Raw genomic sequence first — 14,568 nt, forward strand, 5'->3', positions numbered from 1 at the left:
CGACCTGCAGCCTGAACAATACGCGTACCGCGCCGGCAAGAATGCGCTGGATGCGGTCGAGGCCGTTAACCGCCTGATCACTTTCGGGCACACGGCCGTGGTCGACGCCGATCTGCGTGGCTACTTCGATGAGATACCGCACGGACCACTGATGAAATCGGTGGCGCGCCGGATCTCCGACCGCCAGATCCTGCACCTGATCAAGGAGTGGATCGAAGCGCCGGTGGAAGAGACGGACGATCGCGGGCGCAAGCGTCGAACCACGCGCAATCGGGACCAGCACCGCGGCATTCCGCAGGGCTCCCCGATCTCCCCGCTGCTGTCGAACCTGTATATGCGACGGCTGGTGGTGTGGTGGAAACTATCAGGTACCGAGAGGCGGCTGAGAGCCGTCATCGTCAACTACGCCGACGACCTGGTGATCTGCTGCAAGGGTACGGCCGACATCGCCATGCAGACGCTGCGAGAGGCGATCAAGAAACTGCAACTGGAGGTCAACGAAGACAAGACCCGTATCTGCCGCGTGCCGGAAGAAAGCTTCGACTTCCTGGGTTACACGTTCGGGCGGTGTTACTCCCGCAAGACCGGGAAGGCCCATCTCAACTCGTGGCCATCAAAGAAGAGCATCAAGCGAATCTGCGATGCGGTCCGGGATGCGACGGGCCAGCACACGACGACGCTATCGGCCGAGAAACTGGTGAAGCAACTCAATCTCAAACTCACCGGATGGGCGAACTACTTCCACCTCGGGCCGGTCTCTAAGGCCTATCGGGTGGTCGATGCCCATACCAACTATCGGCTGCGCAAGTGGTTATGCAGAAAGCACCGGGTCCAAAGCCAAGGGTACAATCGCTTCCCCAACCAGCACCTCTACGAGACCCTGAGACTGGTTCGGCTGCCGGGGCTGACGCGTAACCTGCCGTGGGCGAAGGCATGAGCGCTTGTCCGGGAGCCGGATGCGCCAAACGCGCCAGTCCGGTTCGATGAGGGGGGTGTGGAAACAGGGATCACGGCTCGGCTGCTCAGGCACCGCCAGACGAAAGGGGCGGAAAACAGATACGCCGAGCCTAACGTCCACTGCGCCACACTCCTACTCTGCCGTCAAACATTGCGCGGGGAAAGCCGGGTTGCCTCGGCTGTACCTGTCAAACCCGTGTGCGTTCTTGACTACCCGTTGCACACGGCGATGCGGGCGCAGCCAGCGCCTGGCTTTCCCTGCGCCCTCGATCAGAAGAGGGCGACCGATCCGCCAAAACCCGGACCATTGCGCGCCGCGGGAACGGAACCTGCTGTCTTCCAGCGCGAGTTCCCTGCGTATCCATTTTGCATCCCTTAACCCAAAATTGCATTGCCGCCTGCCGCCGCCACACCGGCGCCTTTATGCTGGCGGGAAAATCGGGCGCGGCCCAAAGCGGTGCGATTTCGGCGGAATGCATCATCATCCCGGTTCCCACGATCCCGTTCTCGTCGCGCTGTCGATCCTGATCGCAGCGCTCGCCTCCTACACGGCCCTCGATCTCGCCACTCGCATGCGCGCAGCCTCCGGTCCCGCCAGCCTCGGCTGGCTGGGCGCAGCTGCGGTCGCCATGGGCGGCGGCATCTGGTCGATGCATTTCGTCGCCATGCTGGCCTTCAGCCTGCCCGGCATCGCCATCTCCTACGATCCGCTGCTGACGCTGCTCTCGCTCGCGATCCCCATCCTGGTTGCGGCCGCCGCCTTCGTCGTCGTCAGCCAGCGGCCGCAGGCGCTGATCGTCTCCGGCGTCGGCATGGGCCTTGCCATCTCGGGCATGCACTACACCGGCATGGCCGCGATGCGGATGGCCGCCACCATCCGTTACGACAGCTTTTGGGTCGCGGCCTCCATTGCGATCGCCATCGGCGCCTCCATCGTCGCACTACGGCTCGCCTTCCATACCACCAGCGTATTGCAGCGCGCCGCCGCCGGCATGGTGATGGGTGCGGCGATCTCGGGCATGCATTACGCCGCCATGCAAGGCTCCAACTTCCTGCCCTGGGAATTCGTGCTCGGCGCGCCCGGTGGTGCGGTGGGCCAGCAGCCGCTCGCCTTCCTCGTCGCCGGCATCACCATCGGCGTGCTGGTCCTTGGCCTCGCCGCCGCCGTCTACGACCGCGCCTTCGCCGAGCGCGCCGGGCGCGAGGCCGAGGCGCTGCGGCGCAGCGAGGAGAAGTTCCGCCTCCTGGTCGAAGGCGTCGCCGATCACGCCATCTTCATGCTGGATGCCGAAGGGCGCATCGCCAACTGGAATCTCGGCGCTATCAGGCTGATCGGCTACGGCGAGGAGATCGTCGGCACGCATTACGCCATCCTCCACACCGAGGAGGACCGCGCGCTGGGGGTGCCCGATGCCATGCTGCAGCAGGCGCGGCGCGAGGGCAAATCCGCCGGCGAAGGCTTTCGCCTCCGCAAGGACGGCAGCCGCTTTTTCGCCGAGGCCACCATCCGCGTGGTCAAGAACGAGCGCTTCGAGGCGATCGGCTTCGCCTCCATCGTCCGCGACGTCACCGAGCGCCGCCGCGCCCAGGAAACGCTGGAGCGCACCCGCGATGCGCTCGCCATGTCGCAGAAGATGAAGACCATCGGCCAGCTCACCGGCGGCGTCGCCCACGACTTCAACAACCTGCTCGCCGTGATCCTCGGCAGCCTCGAGCTCGCCAAGAAGCGCCTGGCCTCGGAGGACCCCAAGATCCACCGCCTGCTCGACAACGCGATCCAGGGCGCCGCGCGCGGCGCCTCGCTCACCCAGCGCATGCTCGCCTTTGCGCGCAAGCAGGATCTGAAGCCCGTGGTGGTCGACGTGCCCGAGCTGGTGCGCGGCATGGCCGCGCTGCTCAAGCTCGATCCGGGCATTCGCGTCGAGACGCATTTCCCGATCGAGCTGGCGCGGGTCAAGGTCGATGCCAACCAGCTCGAGCTTGCGGTCCTCAACCTCGCCGTCAATGCGCGCGATGCGATCGGCTCGGGCGAGGGCGTCATCGCCATCGCCGCGCGCGAGGAAAACGCCGCCGAGGGCCTTGCGCCCGGCCGCTACGTCGCGCTGTCGGTCAGCGACACCGGCAGCGGCATGGACGAGGAGACGCTGCGCCACGCCCAGGAGCCGTTCTTCACCACCAAAGGCGTCGGCAAGGGAACTGGTTTGGGCCTGTCCATGGTCAAAGGCCTCGCCGAGCAGTCCGGCGGCGTGCTGCTCTTGAAGAGCCGGGTCGGGGAGGGCACCACCGCGGAGATCTGGCTGCCGGCCACGCGGGCCGATCAGCCCGCCGCGCCCGCGGCGGCGCCCTCGCGCGCGGCGGTGCGCAGCGCCCGGCCGCTCTCGGTGCTGCTGGTCGACGACGATTTGCTGGTGCTCGACAACATCGCGGCCATGCTCGACGATCTCGGCCATGCCGTGATCGAGGCGCGCTCCGGCGAAGAGGCCGTGCAGCTGCTGAACCGCATGCCGAAACTCGACGTCGTCATCACCGATTACGCCATGCCCGGCATGAACGGCCTGCAGCTTGCGGAGGCCGTCGCCGCCGAGCGCCCCGGCATGCCCGTGGTGCTCTGCACCGGCTATGCCGAGCTCCCCGCCGCCGCCCGCCCGCTGCTGCGCCTGTCCAAGCCGTTCGACCAGGCCGCGCTCGCCGCCGTGCTGGAAGACGCCATGCGCGAGCAAGCCGCCGCGCGCGCGGTCGTGACCCTGCACCCGAAGCGGGCCTAGGACGTGATGGCTTGCATTGGTCCTTCGGCTTTGATTCACCTCTCCCCGCCCTTTCGCTGGGAGAGGTCGGATCGCATCGCAGATGCGATCCGGGTGAGGGGCCGGGCACGCTATCTCCACAGCAACAGTCCGTCCGGCCTGTACGGCCTGAGGATTCGGCGCGTGCCGTTATGCGACAAGCTTCTCGGCCCGCCCCTCACCCGCCGCCTTCGCGGAGTTTATCATCGGGCGGCGCTTCGCGCCGACCCGTTGGCTTCGGCGTCGACCTCTCCCCGCAAAAGGGCGGGGAGAGGTGGACTTCCCATGCCGCCGCCGTGTGCCTCGCTCCGTCAATCCAGCCGCAGACGGCCGACAGGTTCGCGGCCGCCGTTGCGCACCACGACGATCTCGCCGCTTGAAGGCTGGATGCCGGTCAGCGCAAAGATGTTGGCGCCGTGCGTCACGACGAGCAGGATCCCGCTGCCGTGCCAGCCGTCGATGATGGCGCCGGCGCCCGCGGTAAGCTGTTTCGTCTGCTCGCGCAGCACCACCACATTGGAGAAGGTCGGCGCCGCCTCGACGGCGCCGAGCTTCAGCAGCGTTGCGGTCTCCATGCAGCGGCACCACGGCGAAGCAAGGATTTTCTCGATCGCGATGCCTTCGGACTTCAGCCGCGCGCCGATCCGCGCGGCGTCGGCGCGTCCCTTGTCGCTGAGGTTGCGCTGGGTGGCGCAGTCGTCGACCCGAAACCCGGGCGGATCGCCGGTGCCGCCCGGCGCGTCGGCATGGCGCATCAGGGCAACGTGCCGGCCGGCGCGCAGCGCCGCCCATGCCGCGGCTTCGTCGGCGCGGGCGACGTCGAGGACGGTGACGAGGCCAAGCAGGATTGCGACGGCGAAGCGGATGCGGCGCATGCCAAAACTCCTGCGTAACTATAGGATATCCAACAAGGAAATCGCTTTCATTTGTCGGTTATCGCCCGCGACGCCGAACCTTTCGTTCCTGGTATACCAGCGATTGTCATGCCAGCCGACATGCGTTAGACACGCCCGCCCGCAGGGGCGGGACGCATTGAAAGTTGAGGACGCATGGCGCGCAATATTCTGATCCTGGGAGCCTCCTACGGCTCCCTGCTGGGGACCAAGCTCCTGATGGCCGGTCACAACGTGACCCTGGTCTGCCGCAAGAAGACGGCCGAGCTGATCAACCGCGACGGCACCGAGGTGCGCATCAAGCTGCGCGACGAGGCCGTGCACCGCGCCATCTTCTCGCGCGACCTGCCCGGCAAGCTCGACGCCGCCGAGCCGCAATCGGTCGACCTTTCGCGCTACGATCTCGTGGCGCTCGCGATGCAGGAGCCGCAATACACCAACCACACCGTCCGCGTGCTGATGGTTAAGATCGCCGCCGCTGGGCTACCGTGCCTCTCCATCATGAACATGCCGCCGCTGCCGTATTTGAAGCGCATCCCGGCGCTGGCGGGCATGGATCTGGAGGAAGCCTACACCAACGCCTCGGTGTGGGAGCGCTTCAAGCCCGGCCTGGTCACGCTGTGCTCGCCCGATCCGCAGGCCTTCCGGCCGCCGGAGGAAGCCGCGAACGTTCTGCATGTCGGGCTGCCCACCAATTTCAAGTCCGCCTGCTTCGAGGACGAGGCGCACAACGCGCTGCTGCGCGAGCTCGAAGCCGACATCGACGCGGTCACGCTCGACGGCAAGGACGTCCCGGTGAAGCTGAAGGTGTTCTCGTCGCTGTTCGTGCCGCTGGCGAAATGGTCGATGCTGCTGACCGGCAATTACCGCTGCATCACCCCGCACGAGCCGCAGTCGATCCGCGATGCCGTGCACGGCGACATCACGCGCTCGCAGGCGATCTACGACCATGTCGATGGCCTCGCCCGCAAGCTCGGCGCCGATCCCGCCGACCAGGTGCCGTTCGCCAAATACGCCAAGGCGGCGGAGAGCCTGCTGAAACCCTCGTCGGCCGCGCGCGCGGTCGCCGCCGGCGCCCCCTTCATCGAGCGGGTCGACCTGCTGGTCAAGCTGATCTCGCACCAGCTCGGCGTGCCCAATGCCGAGATCGACCGCACCGTCGAGGTGGTCGACCAGAAGCTGAACGAGAAGATCGTCGCGGGCGGATCGGGGGCGGCCTAGCCGTCGCCCCGGCGCACGGGCTCCATAACCACAGGACTTAACTGTTGAGGCGCGCAGCATCGCGTAAACCAATCTCCGCCGCGGCATTCGCGATAGCGACGCTGCTCGCCACCGCGCCGGTCATCGCCCAAAGCGTCGACAAGCCGGCGAGCACGCCGGTCGCCGAGCTCTACCGCGCGCGGACGATCGTGACCGGAACGGGCGAGGCCAATCGCATCATCGGCTTCGCCGCGTGCCTGGAAGACGTCCTCATCAAGGTGTCGGGCCAGCTGCGGCTCGCCGGCGATCCAAGGCTCGGCCCGTACAAGGCCGATGCGGCGAAGCTGGTGCGTGATTTCTCCTATCGCGACGAAAAGGGCGGCAAGCCGAAGAACGACGAGCAGGGCACGCGCGACCGCTCCTTTGTTCTGACGACCGAGTTCGACGAGACGGCCGTCAACGGCATTCTCGACGAGCTCGGTGCCAAGCCCTGGCTTTCGCGACGCCCGGTGCTCGGCGTCTTTGTCGAGATGCAGCCGCTCGCCCCCAGACGTGTGGTGGTGACGGCCGACGGCAAGGAAGCCGATCTGCTGCGCGCAGCGCTTCTCGCAGCCGGCGCCAAACGGGGAATGCAAATCGTGCTGCCCGATGCCGCCGAGCTCGCCGCCGTCGGCGCCGGCGATCGGTCGCTTGCAGGCGTCGCGCCCGCACGGCTGGTTGAGGTCGCAGCCGCGCACGGCGCAGAAGCCGTGCTGGTCGCGCGCCTCGTCTGGGACGATCGGGAGCTGCGCTGGATCGCAGACTGGCAGATCGACTGGCAGGGCAGGTCGCAGCGCTGGCAGGCGGCGGCCGTCACGTTCGACGAAGCTTTCCGGCAGGGCATCGGCGCCGCCGCGCAGATCATCGCCGGGCAGCCATGACGCACCTTGCCGCGGTGCCATTGAATGCAGAAGCGCTTCAGATCGCCTTGATGCCAGTCAAGAAGAAGCCCCAATTACCGAATTGAACCAGGCGCGCGGCTTGCTATGCTGTAGCATGAGCGAAATTCTTCCCGACCCCATCCGCCGGCTCTACGCCGATCCCGGCGAGTACATCGACAGCGACCACCCCGCCGTCCGGCAGTTCGCCAGGGCGGCCGTGCCGGCCGGCGCCAGCGACCGCGAGAAGGCGAGCCTGCTCTACACGGCCGTGCGCGACGGCATCCGCTACAATCCCTACGTCGATATGCGCAACGCCGAGACCTTCCGCGCCTCCAGCGTGCTGGCGGCCGGCGTCGGCTATTGCGTCGGCAAGGCCGCGCTCTATGCCGCCGCCTGCCGCGTCCACGGCATCCCGGCCCGCGTCGGCTTTGCCGACGTGAAGAACCATCTTACCACGGAGAAGCTGCGTGCCAGCATGGGCACGGACATCTTCACCTGGCACGGCTTCACCGAGGTCTATGTCGACGGCGCCTGGCGCAAGGCCACGCCCACCTTCAACGCCACGCTGTGCGAGAAAGTCGGGGTCAAGCCGCTCGATTTCGACGGCCATGGCGATGCGCTGCTGCATCCTTTCGACGGGGCGGGGCGGGTCTACATGCAATACGTCAACGACCGCGGCAGTTATCATGACGTTCCCGCCAAATTCCTGATGCGGGAGATGGCGCGCGACTACGCCGACATGCAGGGCGAGGATCTCTCCGGCCGCGACATGGAGAAGGAAGCGGCGGAGGGATGAGGCGCGCTGCGGCAAAGGAGACCGCGATCTCGCCTGCCGACATCGAGGCCGCAGCAGCCACGCTCCATGGTTCTGTAGTCGTCACGCCGTGCAATCGCAGCAGAACGCTGAGCGAGATCTGCGGCTGCAACCTCTGGCTCAAGTTCGAGAACCACCAGTTCACGTCGAGCTTCAAGGAGAGGGGCGCCCTCAACCGCCTCAGCGCGCTGCCGGCCGCCGAGCGGGCGCGTGGAGTGATTGCGATGTCCGCCGGCAATCATGCGCTCGGCGTCGCCTACCATGCCAGGCGGCTCGGTATCCCCGCCAGCATCGTCATGCCCGTGGGCACGCCGATGGTGAAGGTCGAGAACACCAGGCGCCACGGCGCCAAAGTCATCATCACGGGGCAGACGCTGGAGGAGGCCGGCGCATTTGCCCGCGAGCATGCCAGAGCCCATGGATTGACGCTGATCCATCCCTACGACGATCGCCTGATCATCGCTGGCCAAGGCACCATCGCGTTCGAGATGCTGCAGGCGGCCCCCGAGCTGCAGACGCTGGTCATCCCGATCGGCGGCGGCGGCCTGATCTCCGGCATCGCGATCGCCGCGAGGTCCGTCAAGCCCGACATCCGCATCATCGGCGTTCAGGCCCGGCTCTATCCATCGATGTACAACGCAGTCAAGGGCGAGCAGCTGCCGATGCGCGGCGACACCCTGGCCGAAGGCATCGCGGTCAAGGCGCCGGGCCAGATCACCACCGGGATCATCCGCCAGCTCGTCGACGACATCGTGCTCGTCAGCGACGACGAGATGGAGCGCGCGGTGTCGACGCTGATCAACATCGAGAAGACGGTGGCGGAAGGCGCGGGCGCGGCCGGTCTTGCGGCCGTCATGGCTGCTCCCGGGCGGTTCGCCGGAACGAATGTCGGGCTCGTGCTGACCGGCGGCAACATCGACACCCGCCTGCTGGCATCCGTGCTGAGCCGCGAGCTCGCCCGCGAGGGACGGTTGACCCAGCTCGTGATCGACATCGTCGATCGTCCCGGGCAGCTGGCGCTGGTATCGAACCTGCTCGGAGAAGCCGGCGCCAACATCATCGAGGTCTCGCATCAGCGGACCTTCTCCGACCTGCCGGCCAAGGCGGCCCTGCTGCAGATCGTGATCGAAACGCGCGATCGGTCGCACCTCGAAGACGTCGTCGCGCGGCTGACCGCCGCCGGCTTCAATCTGCGGGCATAGCGGCGGGTTTCCCGACTTTCGCGGCCGGATTTGCAAAAGCTTTAAGTTTAAAATATATTGCCCACCGCCGACCAATTCTCCGGGGAGAACCGCGCATGCCCGCAACGCCGCACGCTCCGCACGCGCTGGTGACCGGCGGTGGCCGCGGCATCGGCCGCGCCATTGCCGCCGCGCTCGCGAAGCGGGGGATGACCGTCACGGTGCTGGGCCGCCAGCGCGCGCCGCTCGATGAAGCGGTTGCCGCGGGGGACGCGCATTTTGCCGATGTCGCCGATGTCGCGAATGAAGCCGCCATCAAGGCGGCGATTGCGCGCGCGGCGGAACGGCAACCGATCGACATTCTCGTCGCCAATGCCGGCGCTGCCGAATCCGCGCCGTTTGCCAAATCCGACGCGGCGCTGTTCGCGCGCATGATGGACGTCAATTTCATGGGCGTGGTGCATTCGATCCAGGCCGCGCTGCCGTCGATGCGAACGCGCCCCTACGGCCGAATCGTTGCAGTCGCCTCCACCGCGGGACTGAAGGGCTATGCCTATGTCAGCGCCTATGTGGCGGCCAAGCATGCCGTCGTCGGCCTCGTCCGCTCGCTGGCGCTGGAGCTTGCGGCGACGCCGGTCACGGTCAACGCCGTATGCCCGGGCTTCACGGAAACCGACCTCGTCGCCGGCAGCATTGACACCATCATGAAGAAGACCGGCCGCAGCCGCGAGCAGGCGGCGGCCGAGCTCGCAAAACACAATCCGCAAGGCCGCCTGGTGACGCCAAGGGAAGTCGCCGACACCGTGGTTTGGCTGTGCGGCGAGGGCGCCGGCGCCGTCACCGGCCAGGCCATCGCGGTCGCCGGCGGCGAGATCTAGCATCGAAGGCGGCGGACGACCGCCCAAAGACAACAGGGAGTTTCCATGAGCCGACCAGCCAACCCCGTGACGGTGCCGCTCGCCGATTATTCGCCGAAGCATTTCCTGCTGGCCGTGGTGGACGGCGTCGCGACGGTGACGCTGAACCGGCCGGAGCGCAAGAATCCGCTGACATTCGAGAGCTACCGCGAGCTGACCGATTTCTTCCGCGCCAGCGCCTTCGACGACCAGATCAAGGTGATCATCGTCACCGGCGCCGGCGGCAATTTCTCCTCCGGCGGCGACGTGTTCGAGATCATCGGTCCCCTGATCAAGATGGACACCAAGGGCCTCACTGCCTTCACCCGGATGACCGGCGACCTCGTCAAGGCGATGCGCGCCTGCCCGCAGCCGATCGTCGCGGCCGTCGAAGGCATCTGCGCCGGCGCCGGTGCGATCGTCGCCATGGCCTCCGACATCAGGTATGCCGCTTCAGGCGCCAAGGTCGCCTTCCTGTTCAACAAGGTGGGCCTCGCCGGCTGCGACATGGGGGCCTGCGCGATCCTGCCGCGCATCATCGGCCAGTCGCGCGCCTCCGAGCTACTCTATACCGGCCGCTTCATGACCGCGGAGGAGGGCGAGCGCTGGGGCTTCTTCAGCCGCATCGTCACGCCGGAGCATGTCCTGCCGCAGGCGCAGCTGCTCGCCCGCCAGATCGCGGAAGGTCCGACCTTTGCCAACACCATGACCAAGCGGATGCTGGCCATGGAGTGGGCAATGTCGGTCGAGGAGGCGATCGAGGCCGAGGCGGTGGCGCAGGCGCTGTGCATGACCACGGCCGATTTCGGCCGCGCCTTCGAGGCTTTTGCCAACAAGGTCAAGCCGGTATTCCAGGGGAACTAGCGCCAGAAGGGGCTTGCCGGGAAATTATTTTAAGCTTAAAGTATTTCCCGTGATCCGGTAAGCAACCCGACTTGCGGAGGCCTTCATGAAGATCGCGATTATCGGCGGCGGCCCGGCCGGTCTCTACGCGGCGATCCTGCTCAGGAAGCAGCGGCCGGATGCCGAGATCGCCGTCTATGAGCGTAACCGGCCCGACGATACCTTCGGCTTCGGCGTGGTGTTCTCCGACGCCACGCTCGACAATTTCGAAGCGTACGATCCGCCGAGCTATCGGCGGATCACCCAGGAATTCGCCTATTGGGACGACATCGCCGTGCACTTCCGCGGCACGGTGCATCGCGTCGGCGGCAACGGTTTTTGCGGCTGCTCGCGGCGCACGCTGCTGATGCTGCTGCAGGAGCGGGCGCGCGAGCTCGGCGTGGCGCTTCATTTCGAGACCGAGATTGCCGACGACAGCGATCCGCGCATCGCTACCGCCGATCTCGTTATCCTCTCCGACGGCATCAACAGCCGTTTCCGCGAGAAGTACACCGCGCACTTTGCGCCCGAGGTCGACCTGCGATCAAACCATTTCGCCTGGATGGGCTCGACCAGGCCGCTCGATGCCTTCACCTTCATCTTCCAGGAGACCGAGTGGGGCCCGTTCATCGCGCATGCCTACCAGTATGAGCCGGGCCATTCGACGTGGATTTTCGAGACCGATCCCGACACCTTCGTGCGCGCCGGGCTGAAGGGCCTCGATGAGCGGCAATCCGCCGACCGCATGGCGGAAATCTTCGGATGGTTCCTCGACGGCCATCCGCTCCTCATCAATCGTTCGATGTGGCGCAACTTCCCGATGATCCGCAGCAAGCGTTGGGTCCGGGGCAACATGGTGCTCTTGGGCGACGCCAAGGCCACCGCGCATTTCTCGATCGGCTCCGGCACCAAGCTCGCGATGGAAGATGCGATCGCGCTGGCCGAAGCCATGAAGGGCGCGCCTTCGATATCAGCTGCGCTGGAGCGCTACGAGCACGGAAGGCGCGAGGAGGTCGAGAAGACCCAGCACGCCGCCGACGTCTCGCTGGTCTGGTTCGAGCATGTCGATCGTTTCTGGGAGTTCGATCCCGTGCAGTTCGCCTTCGGCGTGATGACGCGCTCGAAGGCGATCACCTATGACAATCTAAATCTGCGCGCGCCTGATTTCGTCAAGGAGGCGGACAAGGCCTTCGCACGTCAGGTCCGCGCCCGCGGCTTCGATGTCGATGTCGACCAGCCTGTCGTGCCGATGTTCCAGCCGCTGCGCTTACGCGAGATGACGATTGGCAACCGCGCCGTGGTCTCGCCGATGTGCATGTACTCCGCGAAGGAAGGCGTTCCGACCGATTTCCACCTGGTGCATTACGGCTCGCGCGCCATCGGCGGCGCGGGCTTGATCTTCACCGAGATGGTTTGCGTCGGGCGCGAGGCGCGCATCACCCACGGCTGTGCGGGTCTGTGGAACGACGAGCAGGAAGCCGCATGGCGCCGCATCGTCGATTTCGTCCATACCAATTCGGCGGCGAAGATTTGCCTGCAGGTCGGCCATGCCGGCCGCAAGGGCGCGACGAAACTGATGTGGGAGGGCATGGACCGGCCGCTCGAAGAGGGCGGTTGGGATGTCGTCTCGGCGTCGCCAATTCCCTATTTCCCCGACAGCCAGGTCCCGCGCGAGCTCGACCGCACCGCGATGGACCGTATCAAGGGCGAATTCGTTTCGGCTGCCGAGCGCGGCGAGCGCTGCGGCTTTGACATGCTCGAGCTGCACTGCGCTCACGGCTATCTGCTGGCGAGTTTCATCTCGCCACTCACCAACCAGCGCACCGATGAATATGGCGGCTCGCTGCAAAACCGCCTGCGGTTCCCGCTGGAAATCTTCGAAGCCATGCGCGCGGCATGGCCCTCGCACAAGCCGATGTCGGTGCGCATTTCCGCTACCGACTGGGCCGAGGGCGGCATCACCGGTGACGATGCGGTCATGGTAGCGCGCGCCTTTGCCGAGGCCGGCGTCGATCTCGTGGATGTCTCGACCGGGCAGACCGTGCGCGACGCACAGCCGGTTTATGGGCGCATGTTCCAGACGCCGTTCTCCGACCAGGTTCGCAACGAGGCGCGTGTCGCAACCATGTGCGTCGGCAACATCACGACCGCCGATCAGGTCAACACCATCCTGGCCGCCGGCCGCGCCGACCTCGTTGCGCTGGCCCGGCCGCACCTGGTTGACCCGTCCTTCACCCTCAAGGCTGCGGCCTGGTACGGGGTTGATGTGGCCTGTCCGCCGCAATATCTGCCCGGCAAGGAGCAGATCTTCCGCAACAGCGTGCGGGACCGGCAGGATTTCGAGGAGCTAAAGGTTAAGGCTAAGCCCAAGACCCGGGTCGAGCTCAGGGCGGAAGGGGCCAAGCCGCTTGCGGCGGAGTGACGGACCGTGGCACCCTCTTTCTGCTCCCTCGCCCCGCTCTTGCGGGGAGAGGGCTGGGGTGAGGGGCCTCCCTCCCAGCAATGATTGTTGAGAGACCTGTACCCCCTCACCCGGATCGCAAGGGCGACATAGCCGAAGCTCGCCTTCGGCGTTCTTCAAGGACGGCCGCCGAAGGCAGCCTATGCCTCTCCCGCAAGCGGGGAGAGGTGAAGAAGAGTGTGTGGAGTAACGGGCGATGAAGGCGATTATCGTCGGCGGCGGAATCGGCGGTCTCACCACGGCCTTGATGCTGCGCGCGCGCGGCATCGATTGCGAATTGTACGAGCAGGCGGACTCCATCCGCGAGCTCGGCGTCGGCATCAACACGCTGCCGCATGCCATCCGCGAGCTCGCTCAACTCGGGCTGCTCGACAAGCTCGATGCCGCTGCCATCAGGACCTTCGAGCTGTTCTACCTGACCCGCCACGGCCAGCAGGTCTGGCATGAGAAGCGCGGCCTCGATGCCGGCCACGAGGTGCCGCAGTTCTCCATCCATCGCGGCCGCCTGCAGGGCGTGATCCATCAGGCCGTGATCGAGCGGCTCGGTCCCGAGAAAATCCGCACCGGCTGCCGGCTCGGCTCCTTCAGCCAGGACGAAGGGGGCGTCAGCGCGTATTTCTTCGATCGCAGCGGCGCGCATGTGCACACCGCGCGCGGCGACATCCTGATCGGCGCCGACGGCATCCACTCCAAGGTGCGCGAGACGCTGTTTCCGGAAGAGGGGCCGCCATGCTGGAATGGCCTGATGCTGTGGCGCGGCGCGCGCGACTGGCCGGTGTTCCTCACCGGCAAATCGATGATCATCGCCGGCGGCCTCAATGCCAAGGCCGTGATCTATCCGATCGCCGAAGGATCGAGCCCGGCGACGCGCCTCACCAACTGGGCGGTGCTGGTGAAAATCGGCGACGGCTCCTCGCCGCCGCCGCGCCGCGAGGATTGGTCGCGTCTCGGCAGCCGCGAGGAGCTGATGCCGCATGTCGCGGGTTTCTCGATCCCGCAGGTCGATTTTGCCGGCCTGATCCGCGCCACCCCGGAATTCTGGGAATATCCCTGCTGCGACCGCGATCCCCTGCCGTACTGGTCGAGCGGCCGCGTCACGCTGCTTGGGGACGCCGCGCACCCGATGTATCCGGTCGGCTCCAACGGCGCCTCGCAGGCGATCCTCGATGCGCGCTGCCTCGCCGATCTGCTCTCGCGCGCCGAGCATCCGCGTGCAGCGCTGGCGGCCTACGAGAAGCAGCGCCTGCCGATGACCGCCGACATCGTCGCCTCCAACCGCCGCGGCGGCCCGGAAGGCGTGATCGATGCGGTGGAGCAACTCGCGCCGCAGGGTTTTGGCGACGTCGACAGCGTGCTGCCCTACGAGCAGCGCGAAGCGATCGTGCGCGGCTATGCGGCGAAAGCCGGCTTCGCCGCCCGCGTTGTGGCGCGGTCGTAGCGGGCGAGACCAGTCGCTGTAGGGTGGGCAAAGCGGAAGAGGCTGGGCAAATATTCAATCGGCCATCGACGCAGTAGAAATCCATTCGCAGTCCGACGCCATAGCGCCGAAAATATTCTGTTGCCGTCATTGCGCAAGCAGTG

Annotated in this window: 11 protein-coding genes; 10 read left to right on the top strand and 1 reads right to left on the bottom strand. The window is 66.4% G+C overall.

The features are described from left to right. Both ACT4OC_RS27940 and ACT4OC_RS27945 read left to right on the top strand, forming a co-directional pair. Positions 1-937 (top strand): reverse transcriptase domain-containing protein (locus ACT4OC_RS27940; RefSeq protein WP_444842286.1); only part of this gene is annotated, 937 nt, incomplete at its 5' end. A 493-nt stretch (positions 938-1,430) separates the two neighbouring features. Continuing rightward, a complete protein-coding gene (locus tag ACT4OC_RS27945) occupies positions 1,431-3,722 on the top strand; it encodes an MHYT domain-containing protein (RefSeq protein WP_444842287.1) in 2,292 nt (763 codons plus the stop codon). Positions 3,723-4,051: 329 nt separating this feature from the next. Here ACT4OC_RS27945 and ACT4OC_RS27950 read toward each other — a convergent pair whose 3' ends face one another. Then, positions 4,052-4,615 (bottom strand): histidine phosphatase family protein, encoded by a 564-nt coding sequence (locus ACT4OC_RS27950; protein ID WP_444842288.1) that lies wholly within the window; start codon positions 4,613-4,615, stop codon positions 4,052-4,054. A 174-nt stretch (positions 4,616-4,789) separates the two neighbouring features. On the opposite strand from ACT4OC_RS27950, the gene ACT4OC_RS27955 reads away from it, so the two are divergent. The 8 genes from ACT4OC_RS27955 to ACT4OC_RS27990 all read left to right on the top strand — a co-directional run bounded on the left by ACT4OC_RS27955 (position 4,790) and on the right by ACT4OC_RS27990 (position 14,425). Then, positions 4,790-5,854 carry a ketopantoate reductase family protein gene (locus ACT4OC_RS27955; RefSeq protein ID WP_444842289.1) on the top strand — a complete coding sequence of 355 codons (1,065 nt, stop codon included), beginning with the start codon at positions 4,790-4,792 and terminating at the stop codon, positions 5,852-5,854. 44 nt (positions 5,855-5,898) lie between these two features. Beyond that, positions 5,899-6,753: a DUF2066 domain-containing protein gene (locus ACT4OC_RS27960; protein WP_444842290.1), complete on the top strand. Its 855-nt coding sequence runs from the start codon at positions 5,899-5,901 to the stop codon at positions 6,751-6,753. 115 nt (positions 6,754-6,868) lie between these two features. Then, positions 6,869-7,549 (top strand): transglutaminase-like domain-containing protein, encoded by a 681-nt coding sequence (locus tag ACT4OC_RS27965; RefSeq protein WP_444842291.1) that lies wholly within the window; start codon positions 6,869-6,871, stop codon positions 7,547-7,549. Next, positions 7,546-8,769: a threonine ammonia-lyase gene (locus ACT4OC_RS27970; RefSeq protein ID WP_444842292.1), complete on the top strand. Its 1,224-nt coding sequence runs from the start codon at positions 7,546-7,548 to the stop codon at positions 8,767-8,769. The genes ACT4OC_RS27965 and ACT4OC_RS27970 overlap by 4 nt, the downstream gene beginning before the upstream one ends. Positions 8,770-8,864: 95 nt before the next feature. After that, positions 8,865-9,626, top strand: coding sequence for an SDR family NAD(P)-dependent oxidoreductase (locus tag ACT4OC_RS27975; protein WP_444842293.1), 762 nt, complete (start codon positions 8,865-8,867; stop codon positions 9,624-9,626). Between the two features lie 45 nt (positions 9,627-9,671). Continuing rightward, positions 9,672-10,508 (top strand): enoyl-CoA hydratase family protein, encoded by an 837-nt coding sequence (locus ACT4OC_RS27980; protein ID WP_444842294.1) that lies wholly within the window; start codon positions 9,672-9,674, stop codon positions 10,506-10,508. Positions 10,509-10,593: 85 nt separating this feature from the next. Continuing rightward, the gene (locus ACT4OC_RS27985; RefSeq protein WP_444842295.1) at positions 10,594-12,948 is read left to right on the top strand and encodes a bifunctional salicylyl-CoA 5-hydroxylase/oxidoreductase; all 2,355 of its coding nucleotides are present in this window, start codon (positions 10,594-10,596) and stop codon (positions 12,946-12,948) included. Positions 12,949-13,183: 235 nt separating this feature from the next. Then, the gene (locus tag ACT4OC_RS27990) at positions 13,184-14,425 is read left to right on the top strand and encodes a flavin-dependent oxidoreductase (RefSeq protein ID WP_444842296.1); all 1,242 of its coding nucleotides are present in this window, start codon (positions 13,184-13,186) and stop codon (positions 14,423-14,425) included. Positions 14,426-14,568: the final 143 nt, after the last annotated feature.

The sequence above is a fragment of the Bradyrhizobium sp. genome, assembly GCF_052389815.1.
Taxonomy (GTDB): Bacteria; Pseudomonadota; Alphaproteobacteria; order Rhizobiales; family Xanthobacteraceae; genus Bradyrhizobium.